This is a genomic window from Streptomyces sp., from assembly GCF_019510245.1.
Taxonomy (GTDB): Bacteria; Actinomycetota; Actinomycetes; order Streptomycetales; family Streptomycetaceae; genus Streptomyces.
This window is the reverse complement of the sequence record NZ_JAEKKT010000138.1, coordinates 19427-41084: the sequence shown is the minus strand read 5'-3', so window position 1 is coordinate 41084 and position 21658 is coordinate 19427. Positions and strand designations below refer to the sequence as shown.

Genomic DNA, 21658 nt, shown 5'->3' with positions numbered 1-21658 from the left:
GCGCCCCTTCAGGGGCGCGGGGAACTGCGCGACCAGCCACGACGGCGCTGCACCCGACCACCGGCGCACACCAGCTAGAACAAGGCGCTGTAGGCGTTCAACGCCGGCTGACCGCCCAGATGGGCATAGAGCACCGTGGAGTCGGCGGCGATCTCGCCCCGCTCCACCAGGTCCACCATGCCGGCCATCGACTTCCCCTCGTACACCGGGTCGGTGACCATGCCCTCGGTGCGGGCGGCGAGGCGCATCGCCGCGAGGGTGGTGCCGTCCGGGACGCCGTACACGCCGGCGTGATAGCGGTCGTCCAGCTCCACGGTCAACTCACCCTTGACCCCGATGAGTTCGCCGGTGCGCCGGGCGATCCGGGCCACCTGCTCGCGGGTCTCGGCCGGCTTGGCCGAGGCGTCGATGCCGATGACCCGGCGCCGGCGCCCGCCCGCCTCCTCCAGCGCGGCGAATCCGGCGACCATGCCGGCCTGCGTCGACCCGGTCACCGAGCAGACGATCACCGTGTCGAAGAAGACACCCAACTGCTGCTCCTGCTCGGCGACTTCGTACGCCCAGCCGGCGAAACCGAGGCCGCCGAGCGGATGGTCGGAGGCGCCCGCCGGGATGGCGTACGGCCTGCCGCCGGACTCCTCGACCTCGCGCAGCGCCAGCTCCCAGCTCTCCTTGAAGCCGATACCGAACCCGGCGCGGACCAGGCGGACGTCGGCGCCGGCCAGCCTGCTGATGAGGATGTTGCCGACCTTGTCGTACACCGAGTCCGGCCACTCCACCCAGCTCTCCTGCACCAGCACGCACCTGAGCCCGGCACGGGCGGCGACGGCCGCCACCTGGCGGGTGTGGTTGGACTGCACCCCGCCGATGGAGACGAGGGTGTCGCAGCCCTTGGCGAGCGCGTCCGCGACCAGGTACTCCAGCTTGCGCGTCTTGTTCCCGCCGTACGCGATCCCGGAGTTGCAGTCCTCCCGCTTGGCCCACAGCGCGGCACCGCCGAGGTGGGCGGTGAGGCGCTCCAGGGGATGCACGGGCGAGGGGCCGAAGAGGAGGGGGTAACGGTCGTAGGAGGAGAGGGACATGGGAGCTCCTGGGGTCAGTCGGGGTCGGCGAGGTCGGCGAGGCTGCGCCAGATGTCCGCCGTGATACGGACCGCCGCCTCCGCGTCACCGGCGGCACAGGCCTCGATCAGCCGGTCGTGCAGTCCGGCCGAGCGGCAGGAGCCGCCCTCGCCGAAGCGGCGGCGCTCCAGGCGGCGGATGAGCGGGGTGTAGCGGGCGACGGTGGCGGCGGCCGCGCGATTGCCGGCCACCCGGACCAGTACGTCGTGCAGCTCGTCGTCGGCGCGCAGGGCCCCGTCCACGTCACCGGCCCGTACGGCGGTGGCGAACCGCACGTTGGACGCCCGCATCAGATCCAGGTCGGCGTCCCGCAGCCGGGGTACGGCGGCCCGGGTGACCAGCTCGTGCATGGCGCCGACCACGGCCGCCGCGTCCTGCACGTCGGCGGCCACGACCTGGGTGACCCGCGTGTAGCTCTGCGGCTTGCTCTCCAGGAGCCCCTCGTCGACGAGCCGCGCGAACGCCTCCCGCACGGGCGCCCGGGAAAGCCCGAGCCGCTCGGCGAGCTCGGCGTCGCGCACCACCGCGCCCGGTTCGATCTCACCGGCGACGATGGCGTCCCGGATCGCGGCGTACGCGCGGTCGCGGAGCAGGGTGCGGGTGACGGGTCGCAGGGCCTCCATGAACTGAAATGTTACGGTGTCGGCAAGGGGCGGCGGGCAGGGGTGTGACCCGCACCCCCCGTGAAGGTGCGGGTCACGATCGGAGAACGGCGGTCAGGCCGCCTTTTCCCAGGGCCAGGCGGCGTTGCGGGCCGCCTCCAGCAGCGGAACCATCCGGAAGGCAGCGTCCGAGAGGCCGCCGAAGGTGTGGCGGTTACCCGTGCCGGACGGGCCGTGGCCCACCCGGTAGCCGGCCAGGTTCCAGGTGTACACCGGGATGTGCGCCGGGACCTGCTGGGTCGGGTCGCCGTGCCGGTTGAACGCGTACTGCTCGTCGGTGACGATCAGCACCCGGTCCTGTCCCCGGTAGTGGGAGCGGATCGCCGAGGTGGTGTCGGTGCCGCCCAGGTCGCCGAAGCGGTCCAGGATCTTCAGCACCGACTCGCCCTTGCCGAACGTCAGCCGCCTGCTCGTCGTGCCGAACTCGACGAGGTCCGCGTCCGCCGCCCGCAGCGCGAGCGCCGTGCCGAAGATCGCCGCCGCGTCGGCCCGGTTGAGCTCCGAACGCTCGGACAGCCGCGAGTAGAACATCGAGCCCGAACGGTCGACGAGCACCAGCGTCCGCCCCGGCAGCGCGGGCACGTTGGCCAGCGAGTGACCGAGCGCCTGCTCCAGCGGGTACGACCAGCGCAGCGACGGCGCGTGCCGGTACGCGGCCAGGTACCGGAACGGGAACTGCCGCGACCACGCCACCTCCGCCGGGTCACCGATCCGGGCCGCGACCGAGGCCGCGACCTCGTCCGAGACGCCGGCCTCGTCGAAGTTCCGCAGGTTGCGGACGAGCGCCATCGCCCCCATGGACGGGATGACCGCCTCCCACGCGGCCCTGTCCATCGGACCCTGGAGCCATCCGGCCAGCGCCTCCCAGGTGAGACCGGCCGCCGCGAGCCGCTCGGCGCCACCGGGACCGGTGACGACCGCGCGCCGCTGCCCGACGGGCAGCGCCATCAGCTCACGGTGGGCGCCGAGCACCGGGCTCGACACGGGCGGTACCGCGGTGTCCGGGTTGTGCCGCCGGTCCAGCGCGTACCGGAACAGCTCGCCCTGCCACGGCTTGTCGGGGTCCGGCGCCGCGTGCACCAGGTTGAGGATGTCGCCGAAGCGGTATCCCTTGGACGCCGTGTCGTACTTGAGCAGCGACCTGCCGTGGTACAGCCGTCGTACGGCGTCGGCGATCCCGCGCTTGACGGGCTTGGGAACGGCGCGGCCGTACGTCGCCGTCCAGTAGGCGAGCAGTTCGCCGGGCTCGTCGGGCCGCTGGAGCACGGAGGCGACGACCCGACGGTTCGAGGGGCCGTCGGTGACCCCCGCGGTCAGGCGGGCGTGCACGTACTCGGCGGCGCCCACGATCGAGGCGGTCCGCATGTTGCCCTCGCCGCGCAGCCAGCCGAGCAGGCCTGCCGCCCAGGCCGGGTCGGTGACGGCGAGCTCGCGCAGGAGCGTGGCGAAGCGGTCGTCGCGGTCCGCGCCGGTCTCGTAGAAGGTCTGCTGCGAGACGAAGTTGGCGACGGCGAGCAGGAAGAGCTCGGACCGCGCGTCCCGCTCCTGGCCGCGGCCGCCCTGGTAGGTACGGAGCACGCGGCCCGTGGAGGTGACCCGCGAAGTGGGCTGCGCGCGGGGCGCCTTGGTGTTGAATCGCGCCATGGTGAATTCCCCCGAATTCGTTGGAGTTTCGGAGGAGACGCAGCAGAAGGAGGGTGTCCGAGTTCGGGAATCGGCGACGGACTTTACTCAGATGCTCTGCCCATTGAGCTACACCGGCCCCGAGCCGGTGACGGGATTCGAACCCGCAGCCTTCTGATCCCGATGAAGTAACCGCTGCCTGCGCACCGGACACCCACCATGAGCTGCGCCTCCCGAGGTCAAGAACACGCACCGGGAGGTGCATGAAGTTTTCGGTGTCCAGAGATCGAAGCCGGCGGAACCGACGTAAGTGCTCTAACCCCTGAGCTACACCGGCGCGTTGTGCCGGTGGCGGGACTCGAACCCGCGGCCGCCCCATTATGAGTGGAAGTAGGTCCTGCCTTCGCACCTGGACGTGCACAACCTTAGGAGGCGGGCCGCGGGCCGGGCGAGTTAATTAACTATCCGCGCTGCTGGCGCTTCCAGGGCCCGGTGATGGCGAGCATGATGCCCGGGGTCTGGATGTTGGCGTACAGGGTCCGGCCGTCGGGCGAGAAGGTGACGCCGGTGAACTCGCTGTACTCGGGCTCCTCCGCGGCCCCGATGTTCAGCTCGTTGCGGGCGATCGGGTAGGTGCGGCCGCTGTCGGTGGCGCCGAACAGGTGCTGGAGGCCCTCGCCGTCCTCGGCGATGACCAGGCCGCCGTACGGGGAGACGGTGATGTTGTCGGGCCCGTCGAAGTTGCCCTCGACGGACGGGTCGGGGTTGACGCCCATGCGGACCTTGAGCGTGAGGGTGCGGCGCTTGGGGTCGTAGAACCACACCGAGCCGTCGTGCTGGACCGGGCTCTCCGCGCGGGCGTAGGACGAGACGATGTACACGCCGCCGTCGCCCCACCACATGCCCTCCAGTTTGCGGGCGCGGGTGACCTGGCCGGTGGTGAACTGCTTGCGCACCGAGGTGGTCCTCGCGTCGCGGTCCGGGACGTCGACCCAGTCGACGCCGTAGACCGTGCCGATCTTCGTGGCGCGGGAGAGGTCGTCGACGAACTGGCCGCCGGAGTCGAAGCACTTGAAGGCCTGGAGCGTGCCGGCGTCGTCGGCGAGGGTGCGCAGCTTGCCGCGGCCGTGGTGGAAGTGCTCGGGCGGGGTCCAGCGGTAGAGCAGGCCGTTCGGGTTGGACGCGTCCTCCGTCAGGTACAGGTGGCCGCGCTTGGGGTCGACGACGACGGCCTCGTGGGCGTAACGGCCGAGCGCCTTGACGGGCTTGGGGTTCCGGTTGGCCCGGCGGTCCTCGGGGTCGACCTCGAAGACGTAGCCGTGGTCCTTGGTGAAGCCGTTGGTGCCGGCCTTGTCCTCGGTCTCCTCGCAGGTGAGCCAGGTGTCCCAAGGGGTGTTGCCGCCCGCGCAGTTGGTGGCGGTGCCGGCGATGCCGACCCACTCGGCGACGTGCCCGCCGGGGCGGACCTCGACGACGGTGCAGCCACCGGCGGCGGCCGGGTCGTAGACGAGGCCCTCGGTCAGCGGAACCGGGTACGCCCAGTTGGCGCGGGGGCCGGCCAGCTCGTGGTTGTTGACGAGGAGGGTGGCACCGCGCGGGCCGTCGAAGGTGGCGGTGCCGTCGTGGTTGGAAGGGGTGAACTCGCCCGACTCCAGCCGGGTCTTGCCGCTGTACGTGATGACGCGGTACTTGAAGCCGGCGGGAAGCGCGAGGATGCCGTCGGGGTCGGGAAGCAACGGCCCGTAGCCGACGCCGCCGTGCCCGTGCCCGTGCGCCGCGTCGGCGGCCTCGGTGTCGGTGGCGGTGTCGGTGGCGGCGAGGGCGTTCGGGGCGGTGGCGAGCGCGCCGACGCTGCCCGCCAGCGCGACACCGGCACCGGTGATCGCGGATTTCCTTGTGAAGTCCCTGCGGGTGAGCGACATGGTGTCTCCTGTGACGGTCGGGTGCCGTGGAGGGTGGCGGGCCTCAACTCGGCGCACACGCTCCCGCCCGTCCTTGAACTCCGGCTGAACGCAGGGCGACATCACGGCCGTCTGTTCCATGAATCCGTAATCCCCACCCCACGCCCCCCAAAAGCCCACCCCAAGAGAACCCCACAGAGAGCCCGATCGCCCCTGACCGCTTCACGCCGGCCTCGACAGCGCTCTCACCCGTTCCCGCCGCGACAGCGCTCTCATTCTTTCCCCGCCGCAACGGCGCGCAGCCCCGAACGGCGGCATCCGGCGGTGCCCAACCTCCCGCACGCCCGCACCGCACCGCACCGCACCGCACCGCACCGCACCGCACCGCACCGCACCGGCGTGCCACTTACAACAGCGCGCCGCTTGATCTCTCTCCGCCGCAACGACGCCCAGCCGAACCGCGGCATACGGCGGTGCCCAACCTCCGCGCGCCCGTCCGCCGGCCGCTACCCGCCGTGCTGCGACCGTGCCTTGAACGCCGCCTTGCGGGCCTCCTTGGCCACCTTCTTGTCGGGGTGGAGGCGGCCCATCGCCTCCAGTACGTCGGCCGTGTCGGGGTGCCCCACCCGCCAGGCCTCGGCGAAGAAGCCGCTGTGCTGCCGGGCCAGGCCCTCCACCAGCGCCTGGAGCTCCTCGGAGTTCCCCTCGGCGGCCAGCTGCGCGGCCACCGTGTCGATGGTCAGCCAGAAGATCATGTCCTGGGAGGGCGCCGGCACGTCGGCGGCGCCGCGTTCGGCGAGCCAGACCCTCGCCAGCCCGCCCAGCTCGGGGTCGTCGAGGACCTCGCGCAGGGCGGGCTCGGCCTCGGCGCCGAGCAGGGACAGCGCCTGCTGGCAGCGCAGCCGCCGCAGCGGAGCGCCCGCGTCCGCACCGCGCGCGGCGGTCAGCAGTTCGCGGGCCGCGGCGAGGGACTCGCGGCGGGCCAGCCACTGCTCGGTCTCGGCCTGCGCGGCCCCCTGCGGAAACGTGGCCGTACCGTCGAGCAGCGCGTCCGCGCCCTTGTCGGCGAGCTCTCCGACCGCCGGCGCCGCGAAGCCTGCCTCCAGCAGCCGCAGCCGCAACCCGTACGCACCGAGCGGGGTGAGCCGCACCATGCCGTACCGGGAGACGTCGGCCTCGTCGACCGGACCCGCCGCCGGCTCCTCCTCCGTATCGGCCATCAGCGTCTCGTCGACCGGCTGGTACTCGATGAGCCCGACCGGCTCCAGCAGCCGGAACTGGTCGTCGAGCCGCATCATCGCCTCGGAGACCTGTTCCAGGACGTCGTTGGTGGGCTCGCCCATGTCGCTGGGCACGATCATCGACGCGGCGAGCGCGGGCAGCGGCACCGGCGCCTCGCCGGAACCGCCCTCGCTCACGCTCAGCAGGTACAGGTTGCCGAGGACGCCGTCGAGGAAATCCGCCTCCGCCTCCGGGTCCCAGCCGAGTGACGAGAAATCGACCTCGCCGCCCTCGTCGAGCGCGTCGACAATTCCGTCCAGGTCGGGCACGCTCGCGTCGGCGATCACGGTCTCCAGCGCGGCCTGCCACACCGCGAGGACGTCGTGCGGCGAGCCACCGGTCAGCAGCGCCAGCCCCTCCCCCGCCGTCACCGTCCCGGCCTCCTCGTCGGCGATCTCGACCAGTCCGGCGTCCACGGCGACCCGCCAGGCCTCACCGGCGTAGGCGGCGGCGTCCTCCCCGGTGAGGCCGAGCGCCTCGGCGGCGGCCGGGAGCTGCTCCTCGACCAGCTCGCCCCCCGCGTCCACGCGGGTGTCCGGGCCGGCCCAGCGGGCGAGCCGGGCGGCCCGGGCGAGCAACGGCGTGGACAGTGCGGCGTGCGCCAGCTCCGCTTCGGAACGCAACCGCACCGGGGGCAGGGGGGCGCTGTCAGACATCGGCTGGTTCTCCTCGGACGCCTCAACGGTCGTACGGCGACATGGACACCGTATCGACGGCCGTACGACCACCTGGACGCCGTACGGCTCAGCCGCTCAGCCTAGACGGATTTCCACCCATGCCGCCCGGTTCATCTCCCCGCCGGGCCCCGCACGTGGCCGAAACCTTGACAACTGCCCTGGCCACACAGGAGATTGACGCGCATAGAAAACGGGGGACGACCGTTCGCCCGGCGTCTACGCGTGTCACATCCGCGCCGCATGGCATACATGAACGTGTCATGAACGCTCCATAAACCGCCCTTGTCCCGGCGCTTCCGATGTCCCCGGAGGGATTCCCTTGCCGAGCAGGTCTTCCGCGCGTCTCGCCGCGCTCACCGTCGCCGCCGTCTGCAGCGCGGCGTCCACCGTCGCCCTCACCTCGCCCGCCCAGGCCGACGGGCTGCGCATCCACGACGTCCAGGGCACCACGCGCATATCTCCGTACGCCGGCCAGAAGGTGACGGACGTCCCCGGCGTCGTCACGGCCACGCGCACCTACGGCTCCTCCAGAGGTTTCTGGATCCAGGATCCGACGCCGGACGGCAACCCGGCCACCAGCGAGGGCGTCTTCGTCTTCACCAGCTCCACCCCGAAGGTCGCGGTCGGCGACTCCGTCAAGGTCACCGGCACGGTCTCCGAGTACGTCCCTGGCGGCGCCTCCACCGGCAACCAGTCGCTGACCGAGATCACGAAGCCGACGGTCACCACCGTCTCCACCGGCAACGCGGTCCCGGCGCCGGTCGTGATCGACAAGAAGTCGGTGCCGAGCGCGTACACCCCGGCGGGCGACACGGCCGCGAGCAACTCGATCAACGGCCTGGCCCTCCAGCCCAAGAAGTACGCCCTGGACTACTACGAGTCCCTGGAGGGCATGAACGTCCAGGTCAAGGACGCCCGCGTGGTCACCGCCACCGACCCGTACGCCGAGCTGTGGGTCACGGTCAAGCCGCACGAGAACCGCACCAACCGCGGCGGCTCGCTCTACCGCACCTACCGCGACCAGAACACCGGCCGCCTCCAGATCCAGTCCCTCGGCTCGACCGCGGACTTCCCGGCGGCGAACGTCGGCGACACCCTGAGCGGCGCCACGACCGGCCCGCTGGACTACAACCAGTACGGCGGCTACACCCTGGTCGCGAGCACGCTGGGCACCCTGAAGAGCGGTGGCCTGCAGCGCGAGACGACGAAGAAGCAGGCGCACGGCGAGCTGGCGGTGGCGACCTACAACGTCGAGAACCTCGACCCCTCCGACGGCACCTTCGCCGCGCACGCGTCCGCGATCGTGAACAACCTCCAGTCGCCCGACATCGTGTCCCTGGAGGAGATCCAGGACAACGACGGCGCGACGGACGACGGCACGGTCGCCGCCGACGTGACGGTGAACAAGCTGATCGACGCGATCGTCGCGGTCGGCGGCCCGAAGTACCAGTGGCGTTCCATCAACCCCGTCAACGACCAGGACGGCGGCGAGCCCGGCGGCAACATCCGCCAGGTCTTCCTGTTCAACCCGGAGCGGGTCTCCTTCGTCGACCGCGCGGGCGGCGACTCCACCACCGCGGTGGGCGTCACCAAGGTGCACGGCAAGGCCCAGCTGACGGCCTCCCCCGGCCGTATCGACCCGGCGAACTCCGCCTGGACGGCCAGCCGCAAGCCGCTCGCCGGTGAGTTCGTCTTCCACGGCAAGACGGTCTTCGTGATCGCCAACCACCTCAACTCCAAGGGCGGCGACCAGGGGCTGACCTCGCAGTACCAGCCGGTGGTGCGCAGCTCGGAGACCCAGCGCCACGCGCAGGCGACGCTGGTCAACGCGTTCGTCAAGAACATCCTCGACGTCCAGAAGGACGCCGAGGTCATCGCGCTCGGCGACATGAACGACTTCGACTTCTCCGGCACCACCAAGATCCTGGAGAAGGGCGGCGCGCTCTGGTCGGCGATCCAGTCGCTGCCCACCAAGGAGCGCTACACCTACGACTACCAGGGCAACGAGCAGGTCCTGGACCAGATCCTGATCAGCAAGCAGATCCGCGGCAACGGCGACTTCGAGTACGACAGCGTGCACATCAACTCGGAGTTCCACGACCAGATCAGCGACCACGACCCGCAGGTGCTGCGCTTCCGCCCGTAAGCGGTCGGCCTCGGCTCAGGACCGACCGAACACCCCGTTCAGCCAGTCCTGCCAGGCGGCCTCGTTCGCCTCGGCGTCGGCGTCCGGCGCGAAGTCGTGGACGCTGATGCCGACCGGGGCGCCCCAATGGTTGCGCCCGAAGAACCGGACGAGGGCGTCCTCGGTGCGCAGCCCGATGAAGTACGGGTCGCGGTAGTCGACCACCGCGTCCACGGCCCGCCCGCCGGGCCCCCGGACGCTCGCCTTCGCGCCCGCGGCGAGGTCGTCCGGCAGGCCGAGGGCACGGCCCACGGCAGTGAAGGCGTCCGGCGCCTGGGACGCCTCCGGCCCGTTCAGCTGGGCGAAGCTCACCGGGCGGGGCGCGAAGTGGGTGAGGTACTCGCGCAGGGTGTGCAGGTAGAAGTCGGTGTGGCGGCTCGCGCCGTCGTACTGGTTGTCCCAGTCGTCGGTGAAGATCCCGCTGTGCACGTAGCGCACCCAGGCGCGGCGGCCGCCGTCGCGCTCCTCGATGACGTGCTCCAGCTGGTTGGCGCTCTGGGTCGGGAAGCCGACGTCCTCGCTGCGGGTGACCAGGTGGTGCGGCGGGTCGTAGGCGGTGACGGTGGACCCGAAGGCCGCCGTGCCGCCCACCCGGGGCTCGGGCGGCTGCATCGGCCACAGGTAGCCGCCGGTGCCGTGGGTGATCGCCTCCCACACCTCTCCGGGCGTGGCATCGACCTCGAACTCACGGGCGATCTCGAATTCCTTGGACATGATGGGGCTCCTGCCGCCTACTGTTCCAGCTCGGGGGTGGGCCGGTCCTTGACCGTGGGATGGACGGCGACCACGATCCGGTGGTCCCGGCCGCCCTCCGCGTCGGGCGCGTCGTACTTGCGGACGAGCGCGCTCACACCCGCCGTCAGCTCCTGCACGAAGGCCGCACGGTCGGCGGCGGAGGCGAAGCGGACCTCGCCGTCCAGCGCGTAGGTCGCCAGTTGCTTGCGGGCCTTGGCGGCCCCGGTGACCAGCATGCCGACATCGCGCACCAGACGCGCGCCGAGGGCGAGCAGCCAGCGCGCGGAGAGCTGGTCGCGGAAGCGGTCCGGGTCCGGCTGTACGGCGGGCAGGGCCGCCGGGGAGATGACGTACGACGCGGCGGTCGCGCGCATCAGCCGCTCGGTGACGTTGCCCTTGCGCCGCTCGCCCGCCAGCTCGACCAGGCCGTGCCGCTCCAGCGTCTTCAGGTGGTAGTTCACCTTCTGCCGGGGCAGCCCGACCTTGCCGGCCAGCATCGCGGCCGACGCGGGCGCGTCGGCCAGTTCGGCGAGCAGCCTGGCCCGTATGGGGTCGAGCGACACGGCCGCCGCCTCGGGGTCCTCGATCACGGTGACGTCCAGCATGGCTCCACCGTCTCACCGAAAACTTTTTTTGTCCATACAGGTGGAGTTTTCGGTGGGACGGTGGAGCCGGGACCCTCGGTGGAACTCAGGCGCGACGGCCCCCGCGCAGCGCGCCCACCGCCACGGCGACGGCGAGGGCGGCGCCCGCGATCAGCACAGGCCTCGGGTGCCGTACGACGGCCCGCACGACCAGGCGCGCGGGCTGCGGGACCCGGCCCTCGACGGCGTTCCCGGCCACGGCGGCCTTCTCCGACGCCAGGTGCCCGGCGCGCCCCGCCCGCTCCTGGACGGCGCGTCCGGTCCGCAGTGCCCGCCCCTGGAACGTGTGCTGCGCCCTGGCCATCTGCTCCTGTGCGGTGTGGCCGCCCTTCACCGCCCGGCCCTGGGCCTGGTGGCCGGCCTTGGTCGCGCCCTCGCGCAGCTGCACGGTCAGCGCGCCTGCCTTGTCCCTGAGGTCGGCGGCGCGGGCCTGGGTACGGCCCTTGAGGTCGGCCTTCGCCGCCAGCGCGCCGGCGGTGTCGGTCAGCCGGGCCCCCGTTCCGCGTGCGGTCCTCTTCGTCATGGGTGCTGCCCCTCCTGGACTCGTCGGCGTCCGCTCTGACTGCTGACCTTCCGAGTACCCGGTCCGGCCGCCCTCAGCCCTGCTCGCCCCGTTCGCCGAGCCGGGCGAGCTGACTCTGGAACCAGTCGAGGCGGGCCTGCAACAGGGCTGCCTCCGCGACAAGTTCGGGCACTCCGAGGCCCTCCCCCGCCACCGGCGGGCCAACGCCGTCCCCGGCGCCACCGGCGATCACCCGCAGCCCCTGCCCCGCCAGCCGGGCGAACCCGGCGAGCGAGACGGAGGCACGCGCGCGGACACACCCGGCGCAGGCGGCGGCGAGGGCTCGCCAACCGGGCCTGCCCCAGCCCGCGTCGGCGAGCGCGACGGCCGGCGCCCCGCAGGCGCACGGCCCGACGGTCGCGGTCCGCACCCGCTGCCGGGCACAGCGGAAGCCGCGCTCGAAACGGATGTAGGCACCGAGGACGGAGACTTCGAGCAGCACGGCCGACCGGTGCTCGGCGATGCACAGCAGGGCCTCGGCGACCTCGCGTTCGTACACGCAGTGGAAGCCGCAGTCGCACAGCCGCGCGGGCGGGCGGTGCCGTCGGCCGTAGACGCAGGACGCGTCGTCCAGCACTCCGTACGGCAGCGCGCCGCCCAGCGACACACCGGTGAACCCGGCCCGTGCACCATCCTGGGACAGCATCGGGTGGGCGATCTTGTAGCCGGCCGGCGGCTCCGTCGGCCGTTCCGCCGGGAGCCACAGCCTCATCGGGCGGCCGGGGCCTCTTCGGACGCGGCCCGGGTTTCGCGGATCTCCTCGATCGCGTGGACGTCTTCCGGAAGTTCGGGGACCTCGGGTACGTCGCCGTGGACGAGCGGCCGCTCCTCGGCGACCCCGGTGGCCAGTGCCTTGCCCAGCTTCATGGTGCCTCCCATGACCCATGACCTGCAGTAAGTGACCGTCCGGCCCATAGTGGCCCATGAGGGGCCGTTTTGGACACAGGGCCTCGCGCTCGCGTCGCGGCGCCCAGCGCGATCCACGATTTAGCGTTACTAAGGCATGCGTCGTAGAAAATTTAAGTGGAGCTAAGCCGTTGCCCCGCCGAGACTACCCCCATGAAGAACCCACACGGCACCGCCCGTTCGCCCCGCCCTTTCGGCCGTACCCTCTGCGCAATGGTCACCCCCTTCACCGAAGGAGGCGCGCTCGACCTCGCCGGAGCACGGCGGCTGGCCGCGCATCTGGTGGCGGAGGGCTGCGACGGCCTGGTGCTGAACGGCACCACAGGTGAGTCGCCGACCACGACGGACGCGGAGAAGGCCGAGCTGATCGCGGCCGTCCGGGCGGCGGTGGGCGACCGGGTGCCGCTCGTGGCGGGCGTGGGCACCGCGGACACCCTGCACACCGTCGAGCTCGCCCGCGCGGCCGAGAAGGCGGGCGCGGACGGCGTCCTGGTGGTGTCGCCGTACTACAGCAGGCCCCCGCAGGACGCCCTGGAGGCGCATTTCCTCCAGGTGGCCGAGGCGAGCGGGCTGCCGGTGATGCTCTATGACATCCCGGGCCGCACCGGCATCCGGATCGAGCCGGAGACACTGATCCGCCTCGCCGCGCACCCCCGGATCGTCGCCGTGAAGGACTGCTCGTACGACTTCCTCGGCACCCAGAAGGTGCTGGCGCGCACGGACCTGGCGTACTACGCGGGCTGCGACGAGCACATCCTCGCCCTGTACGCGGTGGGCGCGGCCGGCTGTGTGAGCACGGTCGCCAATGCCGTCCCCTCCCGCGTCGCCGCGATCCTGGACGCGTTCGACGCGGGCGACACGGCCCGCGCGACCGAACTCCAGCTGCGGGCCGTGCCGTTGATCGAGGCGATGACGGCCGCGGGACTGCCGGGCACGGTCACGGCGAAGGCGCTGCTCGCCGGGATCGGCCTGCCGGCGGGCCCGGTACGGGCGCCCCTGCGGGCCGTCGGCCGGGACACGGCGGCCCGGCTGCGGGCGGTGTACGAGGAGTTCGCGGAGTTCGCGGCCGCCTGATCGGCGCTCGGCGACGTCCCGGAGGCCTCCTGCGGGATATTCGCCGGTGCTCCGTCCGCCCGCTGCCGTACGTTGGCCCCGTGCGCCCTCCCCTGCTGTTCCTGGACGTCGACGGACCCCTCAACCCGTACGCGGCCAGGCCCGAGCGGCGCCCGGAGGGCTATACGACGATCCGGGCGACCGTCCGTCCGGGCCGCCCGCTGCGGGTGTGGCTGAACCCGTCCCACGGGCCGGCGTTGCTCGCCCTCGGCTACGAGCTGTGCTGGGCGACCACCTGGATGGCCGAGGCCAACCACTGGATCGGCCCGGTCGTCGGCCTGCCCGAGCTTCCCTACGTCGACTTCGGGCGGGGTCTGCTGGCCGAGCGGCCGGACGGGGTCCACTGGAAGACCGAGGCGATCGTGGCGTACGCCGAGGGGCGGCCGTTCGCCTGGGTGGACGACGAGCAGAGCCCGGCGGACACGCTGTACGTCCGCTCCCACCATCCCGGCCCGGCCCTCCTGCATCACGTCGACCCCCGGATCGGGCTGCGAGAGGACGACTTCGCCGCCCTGACGGACTTCCGCGCCTGCCTGCCGCACGACGACTGAACGCCCTCGGTACGGGAGCCTGCGCGAAAACTCCTTGGCGGGACCACGGCAGCCCCTGCTACGTTTCCGGGAGCCGTGCAGGAGAGCGAGGAGGTGGTACCCGTGAACGTATCGACATGGGTGCTCCCCTGCGGGGTCACGGTCGGGCGGTAGGTCGTCCGGGAGCGCCGTTCCCTGGCACTCCCGAAAGGCACGACCATGCACTTGACTTCTGGACAGCGCCTCGACGACGGCGTCCTCGAGCGCGAATTCACCCTCGGCGACATCCCCGGCATCCTGTGGACGCCCGGCTCCGCATCCGCCCCGGCTCCGCTGATCCTGCTCAGCCCTCCTCCTCTCGGGCTGCGCAGGACCTACCCCCGCCTGGTGGCCCGAGCCCGGCACGCCGCGGCGGACGGCTTCGCCACGGCCGCCATCGAGCTCCCCGGAAGCGCCGACCGGCCCCGTTGGCCGGCCGCCGAGCAGGCCCGCGCCGAGCTGCGCCGGGTCATGGAAGCCGGCGAGCCGGTCGGCGACGAGCTCATCGACGCTCTCGTACTCCCGCTCGTCGACAGGGCGGTGCCGGAATGGCAGGCCGCCCTCGACGCCCTCCTGGCGCTCCCCGGGATCGGCGGCCCCGTCGGCTACTCGGGGGGAGTGATCTCCATCGGGATCCGGCTGGCGGTGGTCGAGCCGCGCATCGTGGCCGCCGGTCTCTTCGCCGGGAGTCTCGTGCCTCGCGCCATGTTCGAGGAGGCCCGCCGGGTCACCATTCCGCTGCACGTCCTGCTGCAGTGGGACGACGAGGGCAACGACCGGCAGGCGGCCCTGGACCTGTTCGACGCCTTCGGCTCCAAGGAGAAGTCCCTGCACGCCAACATGGGCGGCCACACCGGCGTCCCGCAGTTCGCCGGGGAGGACGCGGCCCGGTTCTTCGCCCGGCACCTGAAGTGAGACCGCCGTGGGCCGCGTCCGGAGGCGTGCGGGGACTCAGCGCGAGGCAGTGCCGTCGACAAGCTCGCGGATGATGTCCGCGTGGCCGTTGTGCTGGGCGTATTCCCTGGTCATGTGCATCATGATGCACCGCACGTCGAGATCCCCGAACCGGTGGTGCGTGCGCACGTCGTCCAGTGAGACCCCGGCGTAGATCTGGCGGCTGCGTTCGCAGGCGGCCAGGTAACGCGCGACGTCCTCGGTCAGCGTCGCGCCGTCGTCCAACAGGAAGTCGCCGTCCTTGCGCTTCGGCCAGCCGAAGGGTGCGGGTTCCTCGCTCTGTTCGATGACGTTGACGAACCAGACGAACTCGACCTTGGTGAGGTGCCGCACCAACCCGTGCAGCGTGGTGAGGGACGGAACGACCCGCCGGGAGGTCTGTTCCTCGGTCAACCCATCGAGCTTCCGCAGAAGTTCGGCGCGATGGTAGTCGAGCCACCCGGCCAGGGCGTCCCGTTCGGGCGCGATGGTGCGCAGGTCGACGGGCTTGAGCGGCGAGGCGAAGGGCTGCGGCCCCAAGGCGTCGTTCATGGCTGCATTGTCGCAGCCGAGGTCACCACCCGCTCCCGATCGGGACCCCCTGCTCGCACGTGAGCGCCCTCCCCGGGCCGTCCCCGGGGAGGGCGCTCAGCGGTACGTCAGTTGTGGCTGTGCAGGATCTCGTTCAGCCCGTCCCAGACCGCGTTGTTCGGGCGGGCCTCGACGGCGCCGGAGACCGAGTTGCGGCGGAAGAGGATGTTGGAGGCGCCGTTCAGTTCGCGGGCCTTGACGATCTGGCCGTCGGGCATGGTGACCCGGGTGCCCGCGGTGACGTAGAGGCCGGCCTCGACCACGCACTCGTCGCCGAGGGCGATGCCGACGCCCGCCTCGGCGCCGATCAGGCAGCGCTCGCCGATGGCGATGACGACGTTGCCGCCGCCGGACAGCGTGCCCATGGTGGAGGCGCCGCCGCCGATGTCCGAGCCGTCGCCGACCACGACACCGGCCGAGATACGGCCCTCGACCATCGAGGTGCCCAGCGTGCCGGCGTTGAAGTTGACGAAGCCCTCGTGCATGACGGTGGTGCCCTCGGAGAGGTGCGCGCCGAGGCGGACCCGGTCGGCGTCGGCGATGCGCACGCCCCTCGGGACGACGTAGTCGGTCATCCGCGGGAACTTGTCGATCGAGGTCACCTGGAGGTGCAGGCCCTCGGCGCGGGCGTTCAGCCGGACCTTCTCGATGTCATCGACGGCCACCGGGCCGAGGGAGGTCCAGGCGACGTTGGCGAGGAGGCCGAAGATGCCCTCCAGGCTCTGGCCGTGCGGCTTCACCAGGCGGTGCGAGAGCAGGTGCAGGCGCAGGTAGGCGTCGTGGGTGTCGAGCGGCTTGTCGTCGAGGGAGGCGATGACCGTACGGACCGCGACGACCTCCACGTTGCGGCGGACGTCCGGGCCGATCGCCTTGGCCGCACCCTCGCCGAGGAGTTCCACGGCCTGCTCGGTGGAGAGCGTCTCGGTGCCGGCCGGGCCGGGCTCGGCGACCAGCCCGGGGGCGGGGAACCAGGTGTCGAGAACGGTGCCGTCGGCGGCGATGGTGGCGAGGCCGGCGGCGGCGGCACCGGTGGGGCGGGGAGCAGTCGTGTCGGTCATGAGGGCAACCTAACCGGCCAGGGGCCTGCGAGGCGAACCAGCGTGCGGGGCGTCTCAGGGGGCGGGCCGTGGAGGTGCGCCGGGCGGGGTGGCGTCGGGGACGCCGTACAGCCAGGGGCGCGCGTCGGGGCGTGCGCGGTCTGTGGTGAAGGGAGCGACGGGCGCGTTCCGCTCAGGGAATCACGCGCGCCAGGACCTGCCGCGCGTACCCCTCGTCGTACGGCGTCCCCGTCAGCAGCACCTGGAGGCAGATGCCGTCCAGGAGCGCGACCAGCGCCCGCGCGGTGACGGGGTCGGTGCGCCGGGTCAGCCGTTCGGCGAGGTCGTCGGCCCACTCGGCGGCGACGGGGCGCAGGGCCGGGCGGCGCAGGGCGGCGAGGTAGAGCTCGTACTCCAGCTCCACGGCGGTACGGTCGCCGCCCAGCCAGTCGCCGAGGATGCGGGCGAGGGCGGTGGCGAGGTCCGTCGCGGGGTCGTCCAGGCCGCCGTGCGCGGCGACCGTCTTGGCGAAGCCCTCGTTCGCCTGGCGCAGCGCGGCGACCATCAGTTCGTCGAGGGTCCTGAAGTGGTACGTCGTGGAGCCGAGCGGGACGTCGGCCTCGGCGGCGACGGTGCGATGGCTCAGCCCGGCGAGCCCGTTCTCGCCGACCACGCGGATCGCCGCCTCGATGATCCGCTGCCGGCGGTCGGGGTCGTAACGGCGGGGCATCAGTGCGCACCTCCCAGGTTCAGGACCACCACTCCCCCGATGATCAGCACGATCCCGGCGATCTTGACGGTGCTCAGTCCCTCCCCGAAGAGCAGCAGGCCGAGCACGGCGATGGCTGCGGTGCCGACCCCGGACCAGATCGCGTACGCCGTGCCGATCGACACGGTCTTCAGCGTCTCGGCCAGGAGCAGGAACGAGACGACGTATCCCAGTGCCGTCAGCAACGAGGGCCAGAGCCTGGTGAATCCGTCCGCGTACTTCATCGCCGTCGTGGCGGCGACCTCGGCGGCTATGGCGCCGGCGAGCGTCAGGTATCCCATGTGTACGAGTGTACGCAACGTTGTGTACGGGTGTACACAACCGGGCGGCCTCGGACCGCACGGCCAGAAACGGGTTTCCCCGCGGCCGACGTTCCCCCGGCAGGTGCACACCGTCGGCGTCGCCGATTCCACTCCCACACGGCACACGGGGATGTTTAATCTTCACAGAAATCGCTAGCTGAAACTGGCCCCAGCAGGCCCGTCACTCCACTAGTCTGTGCACCTCTGTGATCCATCACCGCTTCACACTTCACTCACCCCACCCTCACATCCCCGGCCGCTGCCTTGGCGCCGCTGGAGGAAACACGCATGCCAGAAACCACCCCCCAACCCCCGCCGCATCCCGCCTGGGAGAACGGCTGGGCCCCCGACACTTCCCGGGCTCCCGGAACCCGAAGACTCTGGCTGGCCGGCACGCTGGCCGTCGCCACCGTCGTCGCCTGCATCACGGCGATAACCGTCAGCCACAACGCCCCTGACCAGGCGTCACCGCATCCCACGGCGTCCGCGAACACCGACAACGGCCCCGGCCTGCTGTCCTTCGCCTCGCCGTCCGCACCGGGCACCACCGCGCCGCCGAAGGGCACGTCGGGGATGTCGGCGACCTCGCCGAGCGCGTCCGCGTCCAAGTCCGGTACGGCGACGACCGCCTCGTCCGGCACCGGCCCGAAGTCCGCGCCGTCCAGCGCCAAGCCTTCCAAGTCCACGCCCGGCAAGGGGAGTTCGGGCGGTTCGGCGCAACAACCCGGCTCCGACGGGAAGTCGGTCCGCTCGGTCAACTACCCGGACCGCTACTGGCACGTGAGCGGCAGTTACGTGTATCTCGACCAGCCCAGCGGCTCCGAGTCCCGCGAGGACTCGACCTTCGACCTGGTCAAGGGCCTGGCGAACGCCTCCTGTTACTCCTTCGCCACGCACGACGGGCTGTACCTGCGCCACCAGAACTTCGTGCTGCGCGCCGAGAGCAACGACGGCAGCTCCCTCTTCAAGCAGGACGCCACCTTCTGCCCGCAGAAGTCGCCGTTCTCGGACGACGTGCTGTTCCAGTCGGTGAACTACCCCAACTACGCCCTGCGGCACAAGAACTTCCAGCTGCGCCTGGACCCCTACGGCTACAACACGACCAACCGCGAGGACTTCTTCTTCGACCTCGTGGGCGGGCTGAGCTGAGACATGGCGAAGCGGCGGCACCCCGGAGAGGGTGCCGCCGCTTTCGTGTGCCGGGATCTCAGACGTTGAACCCGAGCGCCCGCAGCTGCTCGCGGCCGTCGTCGGTGATCTTGTCGGGGCCCCACGGGGGCATCCAGACCCAGTTGATGCGCAGTTCGTTGACGAGACCGTCCGTGGCGGACTTGGCCTGGTCCTCGATGACATCGGTCAGCGGACAGGCCGCCGAGGTCAGGGTCATGTCGATCGTCGCGATGTTCGCGTCGTCGATGTGGATGCCGTAGATCAGCCCGAGGTTGACCACGTCGATGCCCAGCTCGGGGTCGACGACGTCGTACAGAGCCTCGCGGAGTTCCTCCTCGGAGGCCGGCTTCATCTCAACGGTCTCGCTCATGCCGTCTTCCTTTCGGCGTCGGCCGCGCCACCCAGGGCCTGCGCCGTCGCGTCCTTCCACGCCATCCAGCTCAGGAGGGCGCACTTGACCCGGGCCGGGTACTTGGAGACTCCGGCGAACGCGACCGCGTCCTCCAGGACGTCCTCCATCGCGTCGTCGGGCTCCAGCCGGCCCTTGGACTGCATGAGCTCCAGGAAGGTCTCCTGGATCTTCTGCGCGTCCGCCAGGTCCTTGCCGACCAGCAGGTCGTTCAGTACGGAGGCCGAAGCCTGGCTGATGGAGCAGCCCTGGCCCTCGTACGAGACGTCCTCGATCGTCGTGCCGTCGTACTTCACTCGGAGGGTGATCTCGTCGCCGCACGTCGGGTTCACATGGTGTACCTCGGCGTCGCCATCCCTGAGACCACGCCCGTGCGGGTGCTTGTAGTGGTCCAGGATGACTTCCTGGTACATCGAGTCCAGCTTCACGGTCTCAGCTCACGCCCTTCAGCCGAAGAAGTTCCGTACGTGCTCCAGGCCCTCGACCAGAGCGTCGATCTCGGCCGGAGTGGAGTACAGATAGAACGACGCTCGCGTGGTCGCAGGAATTCCGTAGCGCAGGCAGACGGGGCGGGCGCAGTGGTGGCCGACCCGGACCGCGATGCCCTGCTCGTCGAGGACCTGGCCCACGTCGTGCGGGTGGATGTCCCCGAGGGTGAAGGAGATCGCGGCGCCCCGGTCCTCGGCCGTGGTGGGGCCGATGATCTTCAGGTCCGGGACCTGCTGGAGCTGCTGCACCGCGTACTCGGTCAGCGCGTGCTCATGGGCGAGGATCTTGTCCATGCCGATGGCGCCGAGGTAGTCGATGGCCGCGCCGAGGCCGACCGCCTGGGCGATCGGCGGGGTGCCCGCCTCGAACTTGTGGGGCGCCGGGGCGTAGGTCGACGAGTGCATCGACACGGTCTCGATCATCTCGCCGCCGCCGAGGAACGGCGGCAGGTCCTCGAGCAGCTCCTGGCGGCCCCAGAGGACGCCGATGCCGGTCGGGCCGCACATCTTGTGGCCGGTGAAGGCCACGAAGTCGGCCTGCAGGGCCTGCACGTCCAGCGGCATGTGGGGCGCGGCCTGGGAGGCGTCGATGCAGACGAGGGCGCCGACCTCCTGGGCGCGGCGCACTATCGCCTCGACCGGGTTGACCGTGCCCAGGATGTTGGAGACCAGCACGAAGGAAACGATCTTCGTCTTCTCGGTGATGACCTCGTCGATGTTGGACAGGTCGAGGCGGCCGTCGTCGGTGAGGCCGAACCACTTCAGCTTCGCGCCGGTGCGCTGCGCCAGCAGCTGCCACGGCACGATGTTGGAGTGGTGCTCCATCTCCGTGATGACGATCTCGGTCTCGTGGTCCACCCGGTAGGGCTCGTCGGCCCAGCCGAGCATGTTGGCCACGAGGTTCAGCGACTCGGAGGCGTTCTTGGTGAAGATCACCTCGTCGCGGCTGGGCGCGTTGACGAACTCCGCGACCTTGTCGCGCGCGCCCTCGTACATCGCCGTGGCCTCCTCGGCGAGCACATGCACACCGCGGTGGACGTTGGCGTTGTGGCGCTCGTAGTACTCGCTGAGGACGTCCAGTACCTGGCGCGGCTTCTGGCTGGTGGCCGCGTTGTCCAGGTACACGAGCTTCTTGCCGTCGTGAACCAGGCGGTCCAGGACGGGGAAGTCCTTGCGGATCGCCTCGGTGTCGAGGAGGCCCGGCAACTGTGTCACGCGGATACGCCACCCTTCGTGTATGCCTCGTAGCCCTCGTCCTCCAGCTTGTCGGCGAGCTCGGCGCCGCCGGACTCGACGATCCGGCCGGCGGAGAAGACGTGGACGAAGTCGGGCTTGATGTAGCGCAGGATGCGCGTGTAATGCGTGATCAGCAGGGTGCCGACCTCGCCGGTCTCGCGGACGCGGTTGACGCCCTCGGAGACGATGCGAAGGGCGTCGACGTCGAGGCCGGAGTCGGTCTCGTCGAGGATCGCGATCTTCGGCTTGAGCAGTTCGAGCTGGAGGATCTCGTGGCGCTTCTTCTCACCGCCGGAGAAGCCCTCGTTGACGTTGCGCTCGGCGAAGGAGGGGTCCATGGAGAGGCGCTCCATGGTCTCCTTGACCTCCTTCACCCAGGTGCGCAGCTTGGGGGCCTCGCCGCGGATCGCGGTGGCGGAGGTGCGCAGGAAGTTGGAGACCGAGACACCCGGGACCTCGACCGGGTACTGCATCGCCAGGAACAGGCCCGCGCGGGCGCGCTCGTCGACGGACATCTCCAGGACGTCCTCGCCGTCGAGCAGCACGGTGCCGCCGGTGATCGTGTACTTCGGGTGACCCGCGAGGGAGTAGGCGAGCGTCGACTTGCCGGAGCCGTTGGGGCCCATGATGGCGTGCGTCTCGCCCTGCTTCACGGTGAGGTCGACGCCCTTGAGGATCTCCTTCGTGGCGTTGTCGGCCTCGACGGTGACGTGCAGGTCTCGGATTTCAAGCGTTGCCATGGGT

Annotated in this window: 23 protein-coding genes and 1 tRNA gene; 5 read left to right on the top strand and 19 right to left on the bottom strand. The window is 71.1% G+C overall.

The genetic code is table 11. The annotated features are described in order from the left end of the window. Positions 1-74: 74 nt before the first annotated feature. From JF597_RS21455 to JF597_RS21430, 6 genes are all read right to left on the bottom strand, one after another. Positions 75-1082, bottom strand: coding sequence for a 1-aminocyclopropane-1-carboxylate deaminase (locus tag JF597_RS21455; RefSeq protein ID WP_293997064.1), 1008 nt, complete (start codon positions 1080-1082; stop codon positions 75-77). 14 nt (positions 1083-1096) lie between these two features. After that, positions 1097-1744 carry a GntR family transcriptional regulator gene (locus JF597_RS21450; protein ID WP_293997062.1) on the bottom strand — a complete coding sequence of 216 codons (648 nt, stop codon included), beginning with the start codon at positions 1742-1744 and terminating at the stop codon, positions 1097-1099. 93 nt (positions 1745-1837) lie between these two features. Further along, positions 1838-3427, bottom strand: coding sequence for a TROVE domain-containing protein (locus tag JF597_RS21445; protein WP_293997061.1), 1590 nt, complete (start codon positions 3425-3427; stop codon positions 1838-1840). A 325-nt stretch (positions 3428-3752) separates the two neighbouring features. Continuing rightward, positions 3753-3822 (bottom strand) — tRNA-Met (locus JF597_RS21440). Between the two features lie 45 nt (positions 3823-3867). Continuing rightward, a complete protein-coding gene (locus tag JF597_RS21435) occupies positions 3868-5328 on the bottom strand; it encodes an alkaline phosphatase PhoX (protein WP_293997059.1) in 1461 nt (486 codons plus the stop codon). A 485-nt stretch (positions 5329-5813) separates the two neighbouring features. Next, complete coding sequence (locus JF597_RS21430) at positions 5814-7244, bottom strand: hypothetical protein (protein WP_293997056.1); 1431 nt, start codon at positions 7242-7244, stop codon at positions 5814-5816. A 340-nt stretch (positions 7245-7584) separates the two neighbouring features. Here JF597_RS21430 and JF597_RS21425 point away from each other — a divergent pair, with 340 nt between their 5' ends. Next, complete coding sequence (locus tag JF597_RS21425) at positions 7585-9411, top strand: endonuclease/exonuclease/phosphatase family protein (RefSeq protein ID WP_293997053.1); 1827 nt, start codon at positions 7585-7587, stop codon at positions 9409-9411. 15 nt (positions 9412-9426) lie between these two features. On the opposite strand, the gene JF597_RS21420 is transcribed toward JF597_RS21425, so the two are convergent. The 5 genes from JF597_RS21420 to JF597_RS21400 form a co-directional block, all read right to left on the bottom strand. Beyond that, positions 9427-10164, bottom strand: coding sequence for an SRPBCC domain-containing protein (locus JF597_RS21420; RefSeq protein WP_293997050.1), 738 nt, complete (start codon positions 10162-10164; stop codon positions 9427-9429). A 17-nt stretch (positions 10165-10181) separates the two neighbouring features. Beyond that, positions 10182-10790 (bottom strand): winged helix-turn-helix domain-containing protein, encoded by a 609-nt coding sequence (locus JF597_RS21415; RefSeq protein ID WP_293997047.1) that lies wholly within the window; start codon positions 10788-10790, stop codon positions 10182-10184. A gap of 85 nt (positions 10791-10875) precedes the next feature. Continuing rightward, positions 10876-11352, bottom strand: a complete 477-nt coding sequence (locus JF597_RS21410) for a hypothetical protein (protein WP_293997044.1) — start codon at positions 11350-11352, stop codon at positions 10876-10878. A gap of 73 nt (positions 11353-11425) precedes the next feature. Beyond that, positions 11426-12103 (bottom strand): hypothetical protein, encoded by a 678-nt coding sequence (locus JF597_RS21405; RefSeq protein WP_293997041.1) that lies wholly within the window; start codon positions 12101-12103, stop codon positions 11426-11428. Continuing rightward, the gene (locus JF597_RS21400; RefSeq protein ID WP_293997038.1) at positions 12100-12270 is read right to left on the bottom strand and encodes a hypothetical protein; all 171 of its coding nucleotides are present in this window, start codon (positions 12268-12270) and stop codon (positions 12100-12102) included. Before JF597_RS21400 ends, JF597_RS21405 begins: the two co-directional genes overlap by 4 nt. 180 nt (positions 12271-12450) lie before the next feature. Between JF597_RS21400 and dapA the strand changes: the two genes are divergently transcribed. The 3 genes from dapA (at position 12451) to JF597_RS21385 (ending at position 14894) form a co-directional block, all read left to right on the top strand. Beyond that, positions 12451-13371, top strand: a complete 921-nt coding sequence (dapA, locus tag JF597_RS21395) for a 4-hydroxy-tetrahydrodipicolinate synthase (protein WP_293997036.1) — start codon at positions 12451-12453, stop codon at positions 13369-13371. 80 nt (positions 13372-13451) lie between these two features. Further along, positions 13452-13961, top strand: coding sequence for a hypothetical protein (locus tag JF597_RS21390; protein WP_293997034.1), 510 nt, complete (start codon positions 13452-13454; stop codon positions 13959-13961). A gap of 198 nt (positions 13962-14159) precedes the next feature. Further along, the gene (locus JF597_RS21385) at positions 14160-14894 is read left to right on the top strand and encodes an alpha/beta hydrolase (protein ID WP_293997032.1); all 735 of its coding nucleotides are present in this window, start codon (positions 14160-14162) and stop codon (positions 14892-14894) included. 36 nt (positions 14895-14930) lie between these two features. Here JF597_RS21385 and JF597_RS21380 read toward each other — a convergent pair whose 3' ends face one another. From JF597_RS21380 to JF597_RS21365, 4 genes are all read right to left on the bottom strand, one after another. Continuing rightward, positions 14931-15464, bottom strand: coding sequence for a DinB family protein (locus tag JF597_RS21380; RefSeq protein WP_293997030.1), 534 nt, complete (start codon positions 15462-15464; stop codon positions 14931-14933). Positions 15465-15571: 107 nt separating this feature from the next. Next, entirely contained in the window at positions 15572-16561 is a 990-nt protein-coding gene (dapD, locus tag JF597_RS21375; RefSeq protein WP_293997028.1) for a 2,3,4,5-tetrahydropyridine-2,6-dicarboxylate N-succinyltransferase, read from the bottom strand. Positions 16562-16733: 172 nt separating this feature from the next. Next, positions 16734-17270, bottom strand: a complete 537-nt coding sequence (locus JF597_RS21370) for a TetR family transcriptional regulator (protein ID WP_293997026.1) — start codon at positions 17268-17270, stop codon at positions 16734-16736. After that, positions 17270-17590 carry a multidrug efflux SMR transporter gene (locus tag JF597_RS21365; protein WP_293997024.1) on the bottom strand — a complete coding sequence of 107 codons (321 nt, stop codon included), beginning with the start codon at positions 17588-17590 and terminating at the stop codon, positions 17270-17272. Before JF597_RS21365 ends, JF597_RS21370 begins: the two co-directional genes overlap by 1 nt. Before the next feature lie 309 nt (positions 17591-17899). Here JF597_RS21365 and JF597_RS21360 point away from each other — a divergent pair, with 309 nt between their 5' ends. Beyond that, positions 17900-18760: an AbfB domain-containing protein gene (locus JF597_RS21360; RefSeq protein WP_293997022.1), complete on the top strand. Its 861-nt coding sequence runs from the start codon at positions 17900-17902 to the stop codon at positions 18758-18760. A 58-nt stretch (positions 18761-18818) separates the two neighbouring features. Here JF597_RS21360 and JF597_RS21355 read toward each other — a convergent pair whose 3' ends face one another. Genes JF597_RS21355 through sufC form a run of 4 tightly spaced genes read right to left on the bottom strand, consistent with a single transcriptional unit; the run spans position 18819 to position 21654 of the window. Then, positions 18819-19151 (bottom strand): metal-sulfur cluster assembly factor, encoded by a 333-nt coding sequence (locus tag JF597_RS21355; RefSeq protein ID WP_037743875.1) that lies wholly within the window; start codon positions 19149-19151, stop codon positions 18819-18821. Further along, positions 19148-19618: a Fe-S cluster assembly sulfur transfer protein SufU gene (gene sufU / locus JF597_RS21350; RefSeq protein ID WP_293997017.1), complete on the bottom strand. Its 471-nt coding sequence runs from the start codon at positions 19616-19618 to the stop codon at positions 19148-19150. Before sufU ends, JF597_RS21355 begins: the two co-directional genes overlap by 4 nt. A gap of 18 nt (positions 19619-19636) precedes the next feature. Next, positions 19637-20893: a cysteine desulfurase gene (locus tag JF597_RS21345; protein WP_293997015.1), complete on the bottom strand. Its 1257-nt coding sequence runs from the start codon at positions 20891-20893 to the stop codon at positions 19637-19639. Beyond that, a complete protein-coding gene (sufC, locus tag JF597_RS21340; protein WP_217544243.1) occupies positions 20890-21654 on the bottom strand; it encodes a Fe-S cluster assembly ATPase SufC in 765 nt (254 codons plus the stop codon). The genes JF597_RS21345 and sufC overlap by 4 nt, the downstream gene beginning before the upstream one ends. Positions 21655-21658: the final 4 nt, after the last annotated feature.